Origin of the sequence: Streptomyces sp. UNOB3_S3 (genome assembly GCF_020740895.1) — a bacterium.
GTDB lineage: Bacteria > Actinomycetota > Actinomycetes > Streptomycetales > Streptomycetaceae > Streptomyces.
Window position 1 is genome coordinate 1 of the sequence record NZ_JAILXP010000026.1, and the last position, 18,271, is coordinate 18,271.

General features: G+C 69.4%; 16 protein-coding genes and 1 tRNA gene. 9 read left to right on the forward strand and 8 right to left on the reverse strand.

Annotated features, from left to right (window positions below):
* The first annotated feature begins 348 nt into the window (after positions 1–348).
* Positions 349–2,586 (forward strand): DEAD/DEAH box helicase, encoded by a 2,238-nt coding sequence (locus tag K6I33_RS04850; RefSeq protein WP_229348435.1) that lies wholly within the window; start codon positions 349–351, stop codon positions 2,584–2,586.
* 168 nt (positions 2,587–2,754) lie between these two features.
* Positions 2,755–2,827 (forward strand) — tRNA-Lys (locus tag K6I33_RS04855).
* Between the two features lie 590 nt (positions 2,828–3,417).
* Here the strand turns inward: K6I33_RS04855 and tgmC are convergent.
* From tgmC to K6I33_RS04875, 4 genes are all read right to left on the reverse strand, one after another.
* Positions 3,418–4,635, reverse strand: coding sequence for an ATP-grasp peptide maturase system methyltransferase (gene tgmC, locus K6I33_RS04860; protein ID WP_229348436.1), 1,218 nt, complete (start codon positions 4,633–4,635; stop codon positions 3,418–3,420).
* On the reverse strand, positions 4,632–5,594 hold the full coding sequence (gene tgmB, locus K6I33_RS04865; protein ID WP_229348437.1) for an ATP-grasp ribosomal peptide maturase: 963 nt from the start codon (positions 5,592–5,594) through the stop codon (positions 4,632–4,634). The genes tgmC and tgmB overlap by 4 nt, the downstream gene beginning before the upstream one ends.
* 3 nt (positions 5,595–5,597) lie before the next feature.
* Positions 5,598–5,855 carry a putative ATP-grasp-modified RiPP gene (gene tgmA / locus K6I33_RS04870; RefSeq protein WP_229348438.1) on the reverse strand — a complete coding sequence of 86 codons (258 nt, stop codon included), beginning with the start codon at positions 5,853–5,855 and terminating at the stop codon, positions 5,598–5,600.
* Positions 5,856–6,087: 232 nt separating this feature from the next.
* Positions 6,088–6,501, reverse strand: a complete 414-nt coding sequence (locus K6I33_RS04875; protein WP_308297053.1) for an ATP-binding protein — start codon at positions 6,499–6,501, stop codon at positions 6,088–6,090.
* A 241-nt stretch (positions 6,502–6,742) separates the two neighbouring features.
* Between K6I33_RS04875 and K6I33_RS04880 the strand changes: the two genes are divergently transcribed.
* The 3 genes from K6I33_RS04880 to K6I33_RS04890 all read left to right on the forward strand — a co-directional run bounded on the left by K6I33_RS04880 (position 6,743) and on the right by K6I33_RS04890 (position 9,779).
* A complete protein-coding gene (locus K6I33_RS04880) occupies positions 6,743–8,029 on the forward strand; it encodes a helix-turn-helix transcriptional regulator (protein ID WP_229348440.1) in 1,287 nt (428 codons plus the stop codon).
* On the forward strand, positions 8,014–8,550 hold the full coding sequence (locus tag K6I33_RS04885) for a GNAT family N-acetyltransferase (protein WP_229348441.1): 537 nt from the start codon (positions 8,014–8,016) through the stop codon (positions 8,548–8,550). The genes K6I33_RS04880 and K6I33_RS04885 overlap by 16 nt, the downstream gene beginning before the upstream one ends.
* 767 nt (positions 8,551–9,317) lie before the next feature.
* Positions 9,318–9,779 carry a hypothetical protein gene (locus K6I33_RS04890; RefSeq protein WP_229348442.1) on the forward strand — a complete coding sequence of 154 codons (462 nt, stop codon included), beginning with the start codon at positions 9,318–9,320 and terminating at the stop codon, positions 9,777–9,779.
* 642 nt (positions 9,780–10,421) lie between these two features.
* Here the strand turns inward: K6I33_RS04890 and K6I33_RS04895 are convergent.
* Positions 10,422–10,796, reverse strand: coding sequence for a type IV toxin-antitoxin system AbiEi family antitoxin domain-containing protein (locus K6I33_RS04895; RefSeq protein WP_229348443.1), 375 nt, complete (start codon positions 10,794–10,796; stop codon positions 10,422–10,424).
* 11 nt (positions 10,797–10,807) lie between these two features.
* On the opposite strand from K6I33_RS04895, the gene xerC reads away from it, so the two are divergent.
* Positions 10,808–12,121, forward strand: a complete 1,314-nt coding sequence (xerC, locus tag K6I33_RS04900; protein ID WP_229348458.1) for a tyrosine recombinase XerC — start codon at positions 10,808–10,810, stop codon at positions 12,119–12,121.
* A gap of 148 nt (positions 12,122–12,269) precedes the next feature.
* Here xerC and K6I33_RS04905 read toward each other — a convergent pair whose 3' ends face one another.
* The 3 genes from K6I33_RS04905 to tuf form a co-directional block, all read right to left on the reverse strand.
* Complete coding sequence (locus tag K6I33_RS04905; RefSeq protein ID WP_229348444.1) at positions 12,270–12,614, reverse strand: hypothetical protein; 345 nt, start codon at positions 12,612–12,614, stop codon at positions 12,270–12,272.
* 174 nt (positions 12,615–12,788) lie between these two features.
* Positions 12,789–12,860, reverse strand: a complete 72-nt coding sequence (locus tag K6I33_RS36540; RefSeq protein WP_374283391.1) for an HNH endonuclease — start codon at positions 12,858–12,860, stop codon at positions 12,789–12,791.
* Between the two features lie 755 nt (positions 12,861–13,615).
* On the reverse strand, positions 13,616–14,809 hold the full coding sequence (gene tuf, locus K6I33_RS04910) for an elongation factor Tu (protein ID WP_229348445.1): 1,194 nt from the start codon (positions 14,807–14,809) through the stop codon (positions 13,616–13,618).
* Positions 14,810–15,160: 351 nt separating this feature from the next.
* Between tuf and K6I33_RS04915 the strand changes: the two genes are divergently transcribed.
* The 3 genes from K6I33_RS04915 (at position 15,161) to K6I33_RS04925 (ending at position 18,122) form a co-directional block, all read left to right on the forward strand.
* Positions 15,161–16,666, forward strand: a complete 1,506-nt coding sequence (locus K6I33_RS04915; RefSeq protein WP_229348446.1) for an MFS transporter — start codon at positions 15,161–15,163, stop codon at positions 16,664–16,666.
* 184 nt (positions 16,667–16,850) lie between these two features.
* Positions 16,851–17,696: a DUF6227 family protein gene (locus K6I33_RS04920; RefSeq protein ID WP_229348447.1), complete on the forward strand. Its 846-nt coding sequence runs from the start codon at positions 16,851–16,853 to the stop codon at positions 17,694–17,696.
* A 222-nt stretch (positions 17,697–17,918) separates the two neighbouring features.
* Positions 17,919–18,122 (forward strand): cold-shock protein, encoded by a 204-nt coding sequence (locus tag K6I33_RS04925; protein WP_086571010.1) that lies wholly within the window; start codon positions 17,919–17,921, stop codon positions 18,120–18,122.
* Positions 18,123–18,271 lie beyond the last annotated feature (149 nt).

Here is an 18,271-nt window from a genome sequence, read left to right on the forward strand (position 1 = left end):
ACCCAGGCCCCGCCCACGCAGCCGCCCGCTACCCAGCCGCCCTCCACGGCCTCGCCCCAGCCGGGGCCGTCGTAGGCCGGGAAGGGCCCGGAAGGCCGGGAAAACCCGGTGGAGGAGTAGTGTGCGGCGGGGTACTGTGGCGCAGGCCATGTGCCCGCCGCTTGCGCTGCCCTGTGGAGGGTGCGTATGGTGGTAGATCGTTTGATCCCATTTGCCCGGCGCCTGACAGAAGCGCGCCGTGTGGCGCGTTCCTTACCTTGCCGTGGCTGACCGCATCGAGGCGGTCATTTGTGAAGCCGACACGGAGCTTGGGCGCGTGCCGAAACTCCGGAAGGTTTCGCATTTCGCATGTCCATTTCCACTGACACCACCACCATGCCCGAGGGCGTCGAGACGACCGAGATCGTCGACGCCGTCGTCGAGGCCGTCGACGCCCCCGAGACCGTCGAGACGACCGAGGCCGCCGAGCCGCAGATCACCTTCGGTGACCTGGGCCTGGACGACGCCATCGTCCGCAAGCTGGCCCAGAACGGCGTCACCACGCCCTTCCCGATCCAGGCCGCGACCATCCCGGACGCCCTGGCCGGCAAGGACATCCTGGGCCGCGGCCGCACCGGCTCCGGCAAGACCCTCTCCTTCGGTCTGCCGCTGCTCTCCACGCTGGCCGGCGGCCACACCGAGAAGAAGCGCCCGCGCGGTCTGATCCTCACCCCGACCCGTGAGCTGGCGATGCAGGTCGCCGACGCCCTCCAGCCGTACGGCGACGTGCTCGGCCTGAAGATGAAGGTCGTCTGCGGCGGTACGTCCATGGGCAACCAGATCTACGCCCTGGAGCGCGGTGTCGACATCCTCGTCGCCACCCCGGGCCGTCTGCGCGACATCATCAACCGTGGTGCCGCCTCCCTCGACAAGGTCCAGGTCGCCGTCCTCGACGAGGCCGACCAGATGGCCGACATGGGCTTCCTGCCCGAGGTCACCGAGATCCTCGACCTGGTGCCGTCCGGCGGTCAGCGCCTGCTGTTCTCCGCGACGCTGGAGAACGAGATCGACACCCTCGTCAAGCGCTACCTGGTCAGCCCGGTCACGCACGAGGTCGACCCCTCCGCGGGTGCCGTCTCGACCATGACCCACCACGTCCTCGTCGTGAAGCCGAAGGACAAGGCGCCGGTCACGGCCGCCATCGCCGCCCGCAAGGGCCGCACGATCATCTTCGTCCGCACCCAGATGGGCGCCGACCGCGTCGCCGAGCAGCTGCTCGACGCCGGTGTCCGCGCGGACGCGCTGCACGGCGGCATGACCCAGGGCGCCCGTACCCGCGTCCTGGAGGACTTCAAGGCCGGCCGTGTGAACGTCCTGGTCGCCACCGACGTGGCCGCCCGAGGCATCCACGTCGACGGCATCGACCTGGTCCTCAACGTCGACCCGGCCGGTGACCACAAGGACTACCTCCACCGCTCCGGCCGCACGGCCCGCGCCGGCCAGTCCGGCACGGTCGTCTCCCTGGCCCTGCCGCACCAGCGCAAGCAGATCTTCCGTCTGATGGAGGACGCGGGCGTCGACGCCTCGCGCCACATCGTCGGCGGTGCCGGCGCCTTCGACGAGGACGTCGCCAAGATCACCGGCGCCCGTTCCCTCACCGAGGTCCAGGCCGACTCCGCGGCCAACGCCGCCAAGCAGGCCGAGCGCGAGCTGCAGGACCTGACCCGCCAGCTCGAGCGCGCCCAGCGCCGTGCGACGGAGCTCCGCGAGGAGGCCGACCGCCTGGTGGCCCGCGCCGCCCGTGAGCGCGGCGAGGACCCGGAGGCCGCTGTCGCCGCCGCTGCCGAGGAGCTCAAGGCCGAGGCCGAGGCCGCCGCCAAGGCGGAGGCCGCCGCTGCCGCCGCCATCCCGGCGCAGACCGAGCGCCGCGACGAGCGGGGCAACTTTGAGCGCCGCGGCGGTGGCTTCCGCCGTGACGACCGTGACGAGCGCGGTGGCGACCGTGGTGGTTTCCGTCGCGATGACCGTCGTGACGGCGACCGTGGTGGCTTCCGTCGTGACGACCGCCCGTCCGGTGGCTTCCGCCGCGACGACCGTCCCTCCGGTGGCTTCCGCCGCGAGGACCGTGACGAGCGCGGTGGCGACCGTGGTGGTTTCCGTCGTGACGACCGTCGTGACGGCGACCGTGGTGGCTTCCGTCGTGACGACCGCCCGTCCGGTGGCTTCCGCCGCGACGACCGTCGTGACGACCGTCCGTCCTTCCGTCGCGACGACCGTCCGACCGGTGGCTTCCGTCGCGAGGACCGTGACGAGCGCGGTGGCGACCGTGGTGGTTTCCGTCGTGACGACCGTCGTGACGGCGACCGTGGTGGCTTCCGTCGTGACGACCGCCCGTCCGGTGGCTTCCGTCGCGACGACCGCCCCTCCGGCGGCTACCGTTCCGCCGGTGGCGACCGCCCGTTCAACCGCGACCGTCGTGACGACCGTCCCTCCGGCGGCTTCCGCTCCGGCGGCGGCGACCGTCCCTACGGCCGTCGTGACGACCACCGGGGCGGCAGCTCCTTCGACCGTCGTTCCGACAAGCCGCGCTGGAAGCGCAACGGCTGATCCAGCGGCTGATCCAACAGCTGGTATCCGCAGCTGAACTGAGGGCCCGTACGGCATTCGCGCCGTGCGGGCCCTCGGCCGTTCGGAGCCGCTTCCGGACATCCGCGCGACGTCCCGGGCCATAACGACTCGGGCATCCACGGTCGGCCGGGCTATGCTGCGGTGTGCGGGCCGTTAGCTCAATTGGCAGAGCAGTGGACTTTTAATCCATTGGTTGTGGGTTCGAGTCCCACACGGCCTACCGCTGGAGCCCAGGTCAGAGCACATCTGACCTGGGCTCCGTGGCGTTTCCGGGGCTTTGAAGATCATTAGCTCGGCCGATGCTCGGCCGAAATGTTATCGATCATGAATTGGCTGCGCGCCTCTGATGGGCGGCCGGCGAGCGCTGCCGGTCCGGGCTCCGATCACCCGCGAGTGTCTCTGTGACGTGAATCACGTACTCGTCGGTCGAGCGTAGCGCCGCGAGGGTGCTGAGAGCTAGGCGGGCGGAGCGGCGGCTACTTGGCCTCGTGACGCCTCAACTTCCACCAGGGTCGCGAAGGTGCTGTTGCTGCCTCGGTCCCGCGCCTCATCCGGCGGTGACCGAGCGCCAGGCCCCGATCCGAAGGCGAACAGATGCGCCTCACTCCTGGGCTTCCGGGAGCGGGGCGCATCAATGCGGACCCCTGCCCTGATCACTGGCGGCATAAGACCGGGGCACCGCCTACTTGGGGAGCTGTCTCCGTCCGCCAAGGGTCGGGACTGACGCGTACCCGTCTTCCTGGGGTGGGCATCAGGAGCCCTCGGCATTGCCGCCTTGGGCCATGGGTACGGCACCGAGCACGCCGTGGTTCAGGTAGGCAAGTCCCAGCCCGGCCCCTCCGGGGAGCCGAGCCAGACCCGTTGGCGGTCCGGGGTGACGGTCAGGCCGAACTCGGTCTGGGACGGTGCGCCGGCCGCCTTCCAGGTGTCGATGGCGTCCTCGACGGCGTCCCACAGGCGCAGCGGGCCGCCCTGGCGAACGGTGAACCCGCCGTCCATAGATCCGCCGTCGGCGGCCGGTGCAAGCGTGGCGAAGGAGCGGCTCGGCAGGTCGATGAGGTGGTCCAGCATGGGGCCGTCATCCATGCTCATCCCGAGGTACTGGGCGCCCGGTACGGCGAGCTGCGCGACGAACTGCGGCGTCCACTCGCTCAGGATCTGCGGGCCGACCTGAGCCGGCCGTTCCTCGGCAGGTTGGACGAGGAGATCGGACACGCCAGTGAGTGCAGGCGCGGCCTGCGCGCGGGCGATCATGAACGATACGGTGCCGGGCAGGAACCGGCCCTCGGCCTTGCCGCCGTCGCCGACGGTCAGCCGGACCAGGCCCGAGCCGTACAGCCACCCGGACACAGTCGTCACGATGGTGCCGCCGGGCCGCACCTGCTCCAGCCACGCCGCCGGGATGCTGCGCACCGAGCAGAACGCGATCAGCTTGTCGTACGGCGCGTTGCCGGGGTGGCCGAGCAGGCCGTCCCCGGTGATGACGGCCGGGTCGTACCCGGCGGTCTTGATCGCGGCGCGGGCGCGGTCGGCGGCGGCCGGGTCGGTCTCGATGCTGGTGACCTGCTTGCTGCTCAGCCGCTCGCACACCAGGGACGTCGAGTAGCCGGTGCCCACGCCGACCACCAGGACCCGGTCCCCGTTCTGGGGGTCGAGATCCTGGAGCATGCGCACGAGCAGGCTCGGCAAGGTGGACGAGGAGGTCGGGTCACCGTAGGTCGGGCCATCGACGTCCCCGGGGTGCACGCGGCCGTCGAGCTGGGTTACGAGTGTGTGATCGGTGTAGACCTCGTGCAGCCACGCGCCCGCCTCGCTGGGCCCGGGGATGACCGGGGCCCACTGGGTGCCCTGGGGGGTCTCGGCGCGGCGGAAGAACGCGCGGACGAATTCGTGCCGGGGGACGGTCTCGACAGCCGACCGCCAGGCGGTCGACCGTAGGTGCCCGTCGTGTTGGAGCTGGTCGGCCAGTTTCTCGCGCAGCTCGGCGGCGCGGACCTCGTCCACCACGATGGGGGTGCGCTCGGTCATGTGGGGAGTCCCTTCTCCAACAGGTCGGCCAGGGCGGCGGTGATGGCTCTGGTCGTGTGGTCGTCAACGAACGCCCACTGCCCATTGGGGTTGCACTCGTAGAAGCGCCACACCCCGTCCCGGCCGAGGGCGAAGTCGAACGCGCCGAAGGCCAGCCCGAAGGCGTGCAGGTAGGCGCGGATGCCGGTCCGGACCGGGCCCGGCACGTCGATGGGGTCGTAGGCGATCCGGTCGTAGTCCCATCGCCAGTCCAGGTGATCGCCGTCGATGGTGATGCGGGTGGCGAACAGCTCGTCGCCGACGGCGGCTATCCGCACGTCGGCGGTCTTGTCGACGGCCTGCTGGAACAGGTGGGGGCAGGCGGCCACGCCGTCGCCGATTGCGCCGGCGTCGACCGGCCGGACCCAGATCGTGCGGAGTTCACCGTCCTGGCGGTACTCGGTGGAGCGCAGCGGTTTGTAGACCACCGGCCCGTGCTCCTTCGCGAAGGCACGGGCGGCCTCGGGGTCGTTCGTGATCAGGGTCGGGGGGACCTCGAGCCCGGCCCGCAGGGCCGCGGTTATCTGGCGAGGCTTGTATTCAGCGCTCGAGTTGCGGTGCGGGTGGTTGACGTACAGGCACTCGGGGAGGGCGGCCAGGAGCCCGCCCAGGCCGTGCCGGACCTGGGCCGCGGTGAACTCCTGGTCCTGGCCGTCCAGACCGTTGGGTGGCGCGTAGCGGGACGGGCGTCGGTAGTAGACGGCCCTGGCGTCTTCCAGGCCGAGGGAGCGGGTCGGGGTGGTGAGCAGGCCGTGCCAAGTGCGGCTGCGGCCCGCGTGGGCGGAGAACGTCACGTCGGCCGGCTGGCCGGGGTCGAGCCGCACGACCGGGATGTCCCGGCCGTGCAGTTCGGTGATGACGTGATCCGCCGTCAGGTCGTCCAGGGCGGTGAGGACGACGACCGGACGAGGAGAGGGCATCGGTCAGTCCTGGTCGTTTTCCTGGTCGTGGCCCTCGTCGGCGTTCGAGGAGCTGGAGCCGTCGCCTTGGCTGGTGCGGGTCTTGGTCTCCTTGCCGGTGCCGGTGCCGTGCTTGCCCATCTCCATCGGCCTGCCGAGGGCGTCGTGGTAGACGGTGGTCTGCGTGGTGGGGTCCAGCCGGACGGCCTCACCGGCGTCGGTGATCAGCGACGGGTAGGGCTCCATGCGGGTCAGGCCCCATGGCTGAACGGTCGTGTTCATGAGCGCTTCCTTTCCTCGATCGCTTGCGGAGGGTGCCCTCCCCAGCCCCGTGCTGACCGGGCCCGGCGCCGGGAAGGGCTGGCCGCCTCGGGGGAAGCGGCCGGGCCTTGTACAGCTACGGGAATGGAGCGGAGCTGTACAAGGGGTTGCGCGCCGACCACGCCAACACGTCCCGGAAACGAGTTGTACGGCCCGTGAGGAGCGCCGGGACGGCATTGGGCAGGGGGGCCGGTCAGTTCCTGGCGTCCGTGCGAAGCTCGGCCCAGACCCGTTTCCCCCATGGCAGGGAGTCGACCTTCCACCTGTCGGCGAGGCCGGCGACGACGACCAGGCCCCGCCCTCTCTCCTTGTCGAAGGGCGGCGTCTTGCGGACCGGACGCTGCCGGGACATATCCACCACAGCCACCCGGACGCGGTCCGGCCGGGGCCTGGAGACAGTCACTCGCAGGTTGCGGCACTCGGTGTGGACGACCGCGTTGGCAACCAGCTCGGACACGATCAGCACGCCCGTATCGATCAGGTCGGGCAGGTCCCAGGTGTTGAGGGCGGCAGTCACCAGGAGCCGGGCGCGGTGGGCGGACGCGGCCTCGCGGGGCATGGTCTGGGTGTAGGCGGGGACGCCGGTCCCGGCGGGGTGTGCGGTCATGATCATTGGTCGCCTCAGCGTTCCGGGGCCGCCACCCGCCCCCGGGCTGGGCGCGGGAGGGGACAGCGGCAGATCAATGCGCCACGCATCCGCACGCAGCGTGTCCGACGCCAGTACAACGGCGCCCCGTGCAGGGTCGTGAGGAAATGCTCCGCAAGCGCTGGTCACGGCCAACCGGAAATTTCCGGGGCGCTCGCCCGGACCGCTGTGCTCCACGCGCCGTCTCGCTACCGTGAGTGCCGTGGAGGGGACCGAACACAGGCAGCCCAACCAGCGCCTTCAAGAACACATGAACGAGGCGGGGTTCAGGCAGAACGAACTCGCCGACAACGTCAACGTGTTCCTCATCGGCGCCGGCCACCCCGGCACGGTCTCCGACCGCACCGTCCGCCAATGGCTGACCGGAAAAACCCGCTGGCCTCACCCTCGGCAACTCCAAGCATTAGAGGCAGTATTCGGGTGTACCGCCGAAGAACTGGGGTTCGTTCCACCCCCGGGCAGACGTACCAACACCAGCACCCCGGAGAGTCCCGTGCTCCGCCGTACCTTCTTCACCGCGACCACTGGGACGACCGCCGCCGCTGTCGTCCCCCTCTTCTCCGCACGCCCGAACCGCGTCGGCACCACCGACGTCATCGAGCTGCGCAAGGGCCTCGACGCCCTGATGGCCCTGGACGCCCACAGGGGCGGCCACGAGGCCCTTGAGAGTGCAGCCCTGTCCGGCGCCCGACAAGCTCTCGACCTCCAGCAGAAGGCCGCCACCCAGAGCATCCGCAAGCGCCTGTTCACCGTGGCCGCCGACTACACGGCCACCGCCGCCTGGTCCGCCATCGACGCCCGCCGGTCCGACCGCGCCCAGACCCACCTCGACCGCGCCCTGTACCTCGCCGGCATGGCCAAGGACGGCGCCGCCCAACTCCGCGTGTGGAACAGCTACGCGATGCTGGCCCACCAGCGCCAGGAGCACACCAAGGCCATCGATGCCGGGTACGCCGCCCAAGCGGTCGGGATCTGCCGCAGGGATCCGCTGTACGCCTCCCTGGCGCACGCCCGCACGGCCGTCGGCCACGCCACCAAGGGCGACCGGCAGGCCGCGCTCCGGTCCCTCGGATACGCCGAGGCCGCCTTGTCCAAGGCCGATCGAGACCAGCCCCGCCCATCGTGGATCGCCTTCTACGACCTGTCGGAGCTGACGGCGCTCATGGCTATCGTCCGAGACCGCATCGGGGACTCCGAGGAAGCCGAGGCCGCCTCGCACCGTGCGCTGTCGTCCATCCCGCGCCAGTTCCACCGCAACCGCGCCCTGGCCACCGCCCGCCTCGCCCTCGCGCAGTTGCACCAGCGCGAGATCGAAGAGGCGTGCGCCACGGCCTCCAGCGTCTTCGACCTGATGGCCGGGTACCCGATCCCGGGACGGATGCGGTCCCTGCTGGGCGACTTCTACCGGGACCTCATCACCCTGGCCCCGGACGCTGCCATCGCGGGAGAGTGGGGCGACCGCTTCCGCAGCGAATGGAGCCGAGCTTGACCACCATCGACGTCCGGCACTTCACCCACGACGACGCGGCCGAGATCCGCCAGACCCTCCTCGACGTGCACACCGACGCCTATGCCGACCGCGCCGACGACCCCTTCGTCCAGCGCTTCCCCTGGTTCGTGGACCACTGGTCCAGCCATCCCGGGTTCTCCTGCGTGATCGGCTACGACGGCTCCGAGCCGATCGGCTACGCCTACGGGGCCGCCGCGAACCCGGACCGCGAGTGGTGGCGGGAGCACCTCGCCCCGGCGCCGGCGAAGGCGAAGACGTTCCATGTGTCCGAGCTGATGGTGCGGCCGAAGTGGCGCAAGCACGGACACTCCGAGCGGCTGCACCGGGCCCTTCTGGGCGCTCGGGACGACGACCTGGCCGCGCTGCTGGTTGACGTGACGCATCCCAAGGTTCAGGCCCTGTACGAGACCTGGGGGTACCGGAAGGTCGGCGAGCGCCAGCCATTCCCCGACTCACCGGTGTACGCGGTGATGCTCGCCGATTTGCCTCTATCGGTCTGACGGAGACGCGGCCCGGCGCCCGGCCTTCGATCAGCTTCCGACTGGCTGGGCGCGGCTTAGGGGCAGGCACCACACATCGCCTGACAGTGCTCGACATGAACAGGAACGCCGCATCTCTGACTGAAACCGTTCGGCTCGGCGTTCAACTGACCGTGCCGTCTCAGGCCGAGAGCCCTTACGGCCGGTTATATGGCGTGTATCAGGGCGCGTCACTACCAATTGACTGGAGTTCGCGCCAACCTTCTGGACGACACGCCAGACAAGAAATCAGTCGTTTATGTAGTGTTTAGCGTATGCCAAGGCGGACGGTGCCCTCACGCTGGCTCAGGGCATCGAGAAGCAGCCACATTGATCAAGGTCATGCCGCTTAAACGGGCTGGTCAAGGCTGTGGCGATCCTCGCTAGCGCGGCTAATTGGCCAATCGCCTTAATTTTCTTGCCCTTTGATCAATCAATGGCATAGATTCGTCACGCACTCAGCAAAAAGGGCAGACCGGGGGGCTGTTTAGTGCTCAAGTGGGGGAACGACTCGCGAGAGATTAACGAGGCCGTGAGACGCGGCCTCGGCTACGTCTCAGTTGACGGCTTCGAGGCGACCTCCTTGGCGCTACTACCTAACTAGGCGGACACCAAGCAGCTCTATCGTGCAAGGCTCACATATCCCTCGAATGCAAAACTGCCCTTGCTGCCCATCAAATGTCCGCGCCCCAGCTGGTTTTGGCGACCCTCGCAAGGACGCGGACACCCTTCAACGGAGGCAAGACTACATGAACCGCAAGTCCGTGAGAATAGCGGCCGCGACGGCGATGGCAGCCATCTCGCTCGGCGTGGCTATTCCGGCCGCCAACGCCGTGGAAGCCCACCGCAATACGGCCAGCGTGTCCACGCTGGCCATCTCCGAGGCGCAGCTGGCCGCACTCAAGACGGCAAACCCGCGGTCCGCCACCAATGGCGAGGCCAGCATCTCCGCTGCGGAGCTCGCCGCCCTGACGGCCGCCGCCAACGCCGGCGAGGGCCAGCAGTTCGGCGGGAAGATCGACGCGATCATCGCGCTGCTGAAGAAGTCTCCCGGGCTCTTCAAGGCTGCCGTGAACGCCGCCAAGAAGGGCGCGGGCGCCTTCAAGGACTGGGTCGACGGGCTCTCCGACTGGAACCCGGTCAAGTGGACGCTCCAGGCCCTGCCCGGTGAAGCCATGATCGAGCTGGTCCGCTACCTCTCCGGTATGTAATACCGCTTGACGCTGTGATGCCCCCGGGCACGGGGGCATCACAGCTCCCTGACCTGGAGCTGCACAGTTGAAAAAGACGAGGGAACAGGCAGTCTCGGACAACCTCTGGGGCTCGCCCGCTTTGTTCATTACAGCCGCCTTCATCTGCTTCAACGTTGCGAGAGGCGATGAAGCCAGGCTGACAGGCTGGGTCTTGTACGCATGCGGATGGGCCCCAGCGTTGGGGATGCTCACCTGGTGTGCGCTCAAACGTCGTAGGCCCGGCGTCGGAGGGGCTGTCAGCTTCGTCATGCTGCTCCTCTTTGGGGCCGTCTTTTGGCTAACCCACGGCTGATCCGCCCCGCTGGCAAGCGCCTCGCACAGGGAACCGACCCCAGGGGGGTACGCCGGTTGAGCGCGCGTTTTCCGGCTTGACCTCGACGCTGTCCAGCGCGTTCGAAGGGTGATGTGGACTTCCGTTCCCTTCGAAGGGCTGTGTTGCCGTGCACGGCCACGCACGCCGGATGCGTCCTGTCGTTGGGCCCGTCAGGCGTTGGACGGGGGAGAACCGGGTCGCGCTCCAGTGCGCGACCTTGCCGGTATCCGGTTACTGGTCCGGCAAGGTCCAGCGCATGCAGGCGGGCGAGGAAGTCGTCGCCTCCGTCAGCATCCGGGATGGGTGAGCTGGTCCGGCTCCATGAGGAACATGGGTTCGCCACAGGTGGCGCAGATGGCCTCTTGGTCCACGTCCTCTTCCACCAGGTCCGCCGGCGGCCTGTCTGGTACCGCGTACACGCCACGCTTGGTCTTGAGTAGCCGTCCCTGCTCGGACAGCCGCTTCAGGTACTGGTAGGCGTCATTGCCGAACCGCTCGACGACCACCTTCGCCCGTATGCCCTCGGGGTGCTGGCGTACGAAGTTGAGGATGCTCACGGACTTATCGCCCAGCTCGGCGACCTCGGAGCGCTGCTCCACCCGTGCGGCGGCCTCGGCCAGCGTGGCGCCGTCCAAGGTCCACATGCCGTCGGATATCTTCATAGGGCGACCTCATCGGCGACGACGAGGAGGCAGGGCGCAGGGTCGGCGACCTGCTCGCCGGGCTGATGGCGCGCCGCGCAGCGATCCCGGAGCCGGCGGAGGTCTCCCGCAAGCTCGGCGTCGGTGTGCCGCTGGACGGGGCAACGACCGTGGCTGACTGGCTCGACACCTGGCGCGCGGGGAAGCAGACCAGGACGACGACCAACAACGGCTACGACTCCCACATCCGGGTCCATCTGAAGCCGCACCTCGGGCACTTCCGCCTCGATCGCCTGGGCGTCTCCGCGGTACGGGCCATGTTCGACGCCATCGGTGACCAGAACGAGGTCATCAGGGCAGAGAACGAGGCCCGCCGTGAGCAGATCGCGCGCTGTACCCGCGGTCGGCCGGGCGTACCGAAGGTGTACGAGCGGGCGAAGCTGGCCGAGGAGCGGGCCAAGCTGGCCGAGATGAAGCCGTTCAGGCGCACCACCGGGCCCGCGACGAAACAGCGCATCAGGGCGACGCTGCGGGCCGCGATCAACGCGGCCATCGCTCAGCAGATGATCACGTTCAACGCGGCCGAACACGTCGAGCTGGAGTCGGGTAAGCGGCCAAAGCCGATGCTGTGGACCGCTGAGCGGGTCCGGCGGTGGCGAGAGACCGGCGAAAAGCCGGGCGCCGTCATGGTGTGGACGCCCGCCCAGTTCGGCGCCTTCCTGGACGAGGCCGAGGGCGACCGGCTGCACGCCTTCTACCACCTCATCGGCTTCCGGGGCCTGCGCCGTGGTGAGGGAGTCGGCCAGGAATGGACGGACGTCGACCTGGAGGCCAGCTTGCTCACCGTCTCGAAGGAAATCGTGGTGGACGGGTGGGACCCCTTGGAGACCGAACCCGAGACCGACGGCAGCGCGGCCACGATCGCGCTGGACAGCGTGAACGTCCAGGTCCTCCGTGAGCACCGCATCCGGCAACTCGCGGAGCGGGAGGCCCGCCTCAAAGGCGGTAAGGCATGGGAAGACACAGGGAAGGTGTTCACCAACGAAGATGGCACCTGGCTGCACCCGGACACGGTGTCGAAGGGGTTCCGGCGCATCTACGAGGCGGCCGGCCTCCCGCCGATCAACCTGCGGGACCTGCGACACGTCTCGGCGACCGTGCAGCACCGAGGTGGCGGTGACATCCACTCCATCAAGGAGACCCTCCGGCACTCCACGATCACCTTGACCTCGGACACGTACACCAGCCTTCTGCCCGAGGTGGACCGGGAGATTGCCGAGCGAGCGGTGAGCGTTGTGCCGCCGGCGCGTCGACAGACCGTGGTTGAAGGTTCGTCTGCTGGGTGATTGGTGGGCCGCCGGTTGATCAAAAAGCGCTCCGATTTTGCGTCGCTATGCGTGGGGTAGGGGGCCGGGTCCGAAGATGATCAAGCGGCCCAGATTCCCCCCACCCCCCATGGGCGTCTGCCCTCAGCGGCAGTGTCCCAGCGTGGCCCTACCCCTTTTGGGCCTGTGCCAACAGGTTGTTCAGGAACCCAGCGACGGCAGATCGCAGTTCGGCATCTCGGGCCACAATCGCGACGATGACACCGAGAATTATCAGCGTTACCAGCCCGCCGAATCCGGAACCGCTCGTGGGGTTGCGCCGATGAGCGTTGGCCATCCGTTGCATATCATGGAAGTTCTGCCCTGCTTGAGCTCCGAACTGCGAGGCACGCCGCGCCGCGTCAGCCGCCTGTTGGGCTGCTGCGCGGTGAGCCGCCTGTTGAGCTGCTTGCTGGGCTGCCTGCTGAGCCATTTGCTGCGCTGCCTGTTGAGCCATTTGCTGTGCCGGATCCATGGGCGGTCCACCCCCTGAGAGTCAGGTCAAGCGTGCATTTAAGGACACGCAGAAGATGGCCGGATCGTTCCTAACGCTGGGGAATTAGCGGCGTAGTCGGTGCGGATCTAGGAACTGCATGCAACTGGACGGCAGCCTGATGAGGAATGGGGAGGTAATTGTTATCGGGTGTGCTTAATGGCGATTGTGCTTGCGGCTGTTGCAGCTGCGGCACAGCACGTCGAGGTTTCGGGTCGCCGGTCCCACCCTTGCTCTTGAGCACTATGTGGTCGACGGTGAGGTCGGTGGGGGTGGCCGGGCACTTCCCACCCGGGGCACCACTCGCCGTACTGCCGGCGGTGGGCGGCTACGTGCGGGTGGCGGTGCGCTGCCAGTCGGCCCCGTAGCCGCGCTGGGTGACGGAGCCGCGCACGCGGCCCTGCCTGCCTGCCGCGCCGCTTGATTGTGGGCTCTCACCCCGTCCGGCCTGACGCCACACGCGTCGGCCATTGGCACGGAGACCGCGAGGTCAGCAGATGCTGTCCTACTAACTCACCATCAGTCCAGGTCACAGGACAGTTCTGTTCGGCCGTTGCTCGGCCGAACGCCCCGTCAGTCCCTGTCATCGGGCGAACGGAACGGCACGAGCCGTCATCCGGTGGTGTCTGCCGACCTGCCGTGCTCGGCAGTGGGCGGTACGGGTCGGCACTCGGCGCCATTCGGTGTAATCGGGCACCATGGGCGGCCCGCAGGCTTTTAATCCATTGGTTGTGGGTTCGAGTCCCACACGGCCTACCGCCGAGGCCCAGGTCGGACTGTTCTGACCTGGGCCTCAAGGCTTTTCCCCGCGTAGTTTCCCGCCGCCACGCCGCCCTGGGTCCGGTGCCCGGCCGGAGGCGGACGCTAGCGTGTCGATTGGGAACGGGGCCGCCGGTCCGGCTTCCAGGGTCCTCTGGCCAGCCCTTGGCGATGTCCCGTTCCCACCCTTTCCGCTCTGCCGCCCCTCCGTTGTCGACGCGCCCCTAGGCCGTGATCTTGGTGACCTGGCCGGCGCCGACGGTGCGGCCGCCCTCGCGGATGGTGAAGCGCAGGCCCTCCTCCATGGCGACGGGCTGGATGAGCGCGACGGACATCTCGGCGTTGTCGCCGGGCATGACCATCTCCGTGCCCTCCTTGAGGGTCACCACGCCCGTCACATCCGTGGTGCGGAAGTAGAACTGGGGGCGGTAGTTGTTGAAGAACGGGGTGTGCCGGCCGCCCTCGTCCTTCGACAGGATGTAGGCCGTGGCGTCGAATCCGGTGTGCGGGGTGACCGAGCCCGGCTTGATGATGCACTGGCCGCGCTCGACGTCCTCGCGCTTGATGCCGCGGAGCAGCAGACCGACGTTCTCACCGGCCTGGCCCTCGTCGAGCAGCTTGCGGAACATCTCGATGCCCGTGACCGTCGTGGTCGTCTTCTCCGGGTGGATGCCGATGATGTCGACGGTCTCGTTGACCTTGAGGACACCACGCTCGATGCGGCCGGTGACGACGGTGCCGCGACCGGTGATCGTGAAGACGTCCTCGATCGGCATCAGGAACGGCTTGTCGACGTCACGCTCGGGCTGCGGGATGTTCTCGTCGACGGCGTCCATCAGCTCCTCGACGGATTTGACCCAGACCGGATCGCCCTCGAGCGCCTTGAGGGCGGAGATCTTGACGACCGGGGCGTCGTCGCCCGGGAACTCGTACTCGTTGAGGAGCTCGCGGACCTCGAGCTCGACGAGCTCCAGGATCTCCTCGTCGTCCACCATGTCGGCCTTGTTCAGGGCGACGACGATGTACGGAACGCCGGACTGGCGGGCCAGGAGCACGTGCTCCTTGGTCTGCGGCATCGGACCGTCGGTCGCGGCGACCACGAGGATCGCGCCGTCCATCTGGGCGGCACCGGTGATCATGTTCTTGATGTAGTCCGCGTGACCCGGGCAGTCGACGTGGGCGTAGTGACGCGCCTCGGTCTGGTACTCGACGTGCGCGATGGAGATGGTGATACCGCGCTGACGCTCCTCGGGCGCCTTGTCGATGTCCTCGAAGGGCGTGTACGGGTTCAGGTCCGGGAACTTGTCGTGCAGCACCTTGGTGATCGCCGCGGTAAGGGTCGTCTTACCGTGGTCGACGTGGCCGATGGTGCCGATGTTGACGTGCGGTTTTGTCCGCTCGAACTTCGCCTTCGCCACTGGGAAACCTCCAGTTCGCCTCAGCAGGACGAAGGAAGGCCGGCGGCCGCCGATCCCTCGCGTCCTGATCGTCGTGGATACGCGGAGCAATTCTCCCGTCACCCTATGTCGTCATGGCGTTAAGTCGCGCGCGGCGCGTCCCCGGATGGCCGAGTGCGTCCCCCCTCTGTCCGCTTCCCGAGACGCGGGGCGAACAGCACCACCCGTGCGGGTGGCGACGCGGCTGGACTGGTCCGGGTTTGACGGCGAATGCCCGGGAGGCGCCATGGACAGTCGCCCTATCGTGTGCGGCCCCGGAAGCGGATGTGCCGGAGGTAACAAGCCATGAGTCATGGGCCAGAGGCATAGGCGATGAAGCACATACGCCTGTTGCGCTGCCGATCCGTGCGAGTGCTGTGGCTGTCGATGACCCTGTCCGTGCTGGGGGACCGGCTGTACGGCCTGGCCGCGATGTGGGTCGTGTACGAGGCGACGGGCTCGTCCTCCCGGACGGGCCTGGTGGCCGCCGTCGAATCGCTGCCCTACATAGCCCTCGGCGGCGCCGGCTCCATGCTGGCCCGCTTCTCCCGCTGGCGCTCCCTGGCCTGGGTGGACGCCGGCCGGGCCGCCGTCGCGCTGGCCGTGCCGCTGTTCTGGTCGCCGGACACGACCGGCTTCCTGATCACGCTGACGCTCGTCCTGCTGCTCGGCACGCTCAGCGCGGTCTTCGACCCCAACTTCGGCGCGCTCGTCCCCCAGCTGGTGCCGGTCGAGGAGCTTCCGCTGGTCAGCGGCCTGTTCGACCTGACCTCCCGGATCGCGGGCGTGCTCGGGCAGGGGAGCGTCGGGGTTCTGCTGCTGCTCGTGTCCGAGATCGAACTGTTCGCCGTCGACGGCTGCACGTTCGTCGTCTCGGCCCTGGCCCTCGGCTGGCTCGGCCACCGCACGGCGGGGGAGGAGAGCGGCCCGGCCGCGAGGCCGCCGGGCGCGAGGCCGTCGGGCGCGAGGCCGTCGGGCGCGCCGGAAGGCGGACCCACGGGCGGCCGGACAAGCGCCGGGGCGGACGACGTGCCGGGCGGCCGGGCCGTCGGACGTGTGGGCCCCGTGGGTGGTGACCCGCCCGATGGCGCCTGCGGGCGCAAGGGCCCCGTAGGCGGGGACCCGCCCGACGCCGCCGCCTGCGGGCGCAAGGGTCCCGTGGGCGGCGACCCGCCCGCCGGGCCCGCGCGGGCGGCGGGGGCGGCGGGGGCCGTACGCGCCCGGTCCCTGCTCCACCGCCACCCGCGGATCGCGATCGCGGTCGCCGTGCACGGCGTGGCCCTGTTCACCGCGGCCGTCTCGACCGTCGGCCTGCCCCCTCTGCTCGTCTCCCGCTTCGGCCAGGGCGCCACCGGATACGGCCTGGCCCTCGCCGCCACGGCTGCCGGCGGCCTCGCGGGGAACCTCCTCACCGGCCAGCTCGCCGGACGGCTGACCGGCGCCGGTCAGCCGTCCGGATCCGGGCCCGCCGCCGGGTCCTGGATCACCACGTACTGCCTCGCCTGGGCCCTGTCCGGGTTGGCGCTGGCCGGCCTGGGCGTGGCGGACTCCATGACGGCCGTGATCGCCCTGTGCGTCGTCTCCGGCCTCCTCTTCCCCGTCTGCGCCGTGACCTTGCGCGCCCACCTGACCCGGTTCGCCCCGGCCGAGCGCCTCCGGCTGCTGACGATCGACCAGACGGTCACCCGGTCGGCCGGGATGGCCGGACTCCTCCTGCTGCCGCCCGTCGTGGACGCGGCCCCCGCCGGGGCGTTCGTGGGAGCGGGCCTTCTGCTGTCGGCGGCGGGGCTCGCGGGCTGGTGGCTGGGCGGACGGATGACCGGCGCGCGGGCCCCGTAGGGGCGCGGGGAACTGCGCGACCAGCCACAGGCGGCCCGCAGCCGAGATCCCGCGCTCAGAAGAGGCGGCGCGAGCGACCCCGCCAGTTGGTGAAAACCCCGCCCCCGTCATGTGTTCGCGCCGCTACGGTAAGTGCGCGGGGTGGGCAGTAGTGGTGTGTGGCGAAGGTCGGGAGGCGACGGGCATGGCGAAGACGCGAGCGGGCGGGGGCGAGGGCGAGAGCGGGCGGCGCGGCGAGCCGGACGGCTCCACCGGCTCCACCGGCCCCGAGCCGACGCCCGCCGAGCAGGTGGCGGAGCTGCTGAAACGGGCCCAGAACGGTTTCGAGATCGGCGAGCCGCTCCTGGACCGGCTGCGCACCGCGCTGATGCACCAGACCGAGCTCCGCTCGTACCGTCAGCGCAACGACGGCCGGCGCCCCCTCCGGTGCAACACCTACCGGCACATCTTCCTGCTCGCCGACGGCAGCAGCCTCGTGCTGTTCGAGCTGGAGCACGACACGGGACCGCAGGAGCGCCTCCTTTACGAGCTCTACACCGACGACGGCGCGCTCGACGCCGCCGAGCGCCGGGTGCACGACCGGATCGGCGGCGGGGGCATCGGGCCGGGGAACGAGTCCGAGGAGCTGCCCGCCTGGCTGGCGGAGGAGCTGCTGCTCGCCATGGGCCCGACGAGGCCCCGTCGCGAGTACGTCTCCGAGGCCTCGCCCGACCACGCCCGCAGGCTGCTGCGCCGCGCGGAGAACGCGGACGGGCCGGGCGAGGTCGTCCGCGAGCTGCTCCAGGGGGCGCTCGGCCACCACATCGCGCTGATCACCAAGCCCAGGCGCCGGGGCACGGGCCGTGACGCCACCTGGTGCCGGTTCTACGAGCACGCGTTCCTGCTGGAGGGCGGCGGCGAGGTCAGCCTCTGGGAGCTGGAGCACAACATGACGGCCGACGGACGGCTCGTGTGTGAGGTGTATCTCGACGAGGCGGAGGCGGAGGTGGCCGCCGACCGGCACGCCAGGGCCCAGGGCGTGGAGTTATAGGGCGTGGCGCGGGAGAAGGGGCCGGGGTGGCGGGCGCCCGCCCCGGGGTACGGTGCGCGGAAGGCCATGGCCACGACCGGCGGTCGTATGGTACGGTCGATCAAGTTGCAATTGTGGTACCCATGAACTTGTGTGCGCCTCGGTTCTGTAGCCGATGGCGCATTTTTGTTTTTGCCGGTCTGTTCCGGTCTGGGGACCCACCCCATCCATAAGGAGTAAGACATGGCTACCGGCACCGTGAAGTGGTTCAACTCGGAAAAGGGCTTCGGCTTCATCGAGCAGGACGGCGGCGGCCCCGACGTCTTCGCCCACTACTCGAACATCGCCTCCAACGGCTTCCGTGAGCTGTTCGAGGGCCAGAAGGTCTCCTTCGACGTCACGCAGGGCCAGAAGGGCCTGCAGGCCGAGAACATCGTCAACATCTGACGAACCGGCCGGAGCCATCCGGCCCCGCGTGACGCGTCGCTGATTCGACGCGTCACGCGACACAGCACGACAAGAGGCCCGCGCCACTGGGTGCGGGCCTTTTGCCGCCCCGCGCCAGCGCGCCCAGGGCTCACGCCGGAACGTCCGTC

Coding starts and splice junctions, on each gene's coding strand:
- K6I33_RS04850 (WP_229348435.1), top strand. CDS start 349: ATGTCCATTTCCACTGACACCACCACCATGCCCGAGGGCGTCGAGACG.
- tgmC (WP_229348436.1), bottom strand. CDS start 4,635: ATGACCGAGCGCACCCCCATCGTGGTGGACGAGGTCCGCGCCGCCGAG.
- tgmB (WP_229348437.1), bottom strand. CDS start 5,594: ATGCCCTCTCCTCGTCCGGTCGTCGTCCTCACCGCCCTGGACGACCTG.
- tgmA (WP_229348438.1), bottom strand. CDS start 5,855: ATGAACACGACCGTTCAGCCATGGGGCCTGACCCGCATGGAGCCCTAC.
- K6I33_RS04875 (WP_308297053.1), bottom strand. CDS start 6,501: ATGACCGCACACCCCGCCGGGACCGGCGTCCCCGCCTACACCCAGACC.
- K6I33_RS04885 (WP_229348441.1), top strand. CDS start 8,014: ATGGAGCCGAGCTTGACCACCATCGACGTCCGGCACTTCACCCACGAC.
- K6I33_RS04890 (WP_229348442.1), top strand. CDS start 9,318: ATGAACCGCAAGTCCGTGAGAATAGCGGCCGCGACGGCGATGGCAGCC.
- K6I33_RS04895 (WP_229348443.1), bottom strand. CDS start 10,796: ATGAAGATATCCGACGGCATGTGGACCTTGGACGGCGCCACGCTGGCC.
- K6I33_RS04905 (WP_229348444.1), bottom strand. CDS start 12,614: ATGGATCCGGCACAGCAAATGGCTCAACAGGCAGCGCAGCAAATGGCT.
- K6I33_RS04915 (WP_229348446.1), top strand. CDS start 15,161: ATGAAGCACATACGCCTGTTGCGCTGCCGATCCGTGCGAGTGCTGTGG.
- K6I33_RS04920 (WP_229348447.1), top strand. CDS start 16,851: ATGGCGAAGACGCGAGCGGGCGGGGGCGAGGGCGAGAGCGGGCGGCGC.
- K6I33_RS04925 (WP_086571010.1), top strand. CDS start 17,919: ATGGCTACCGGCACCGTGAAGTGGTTCAACTCGGAAAAGGGCTTCGGC.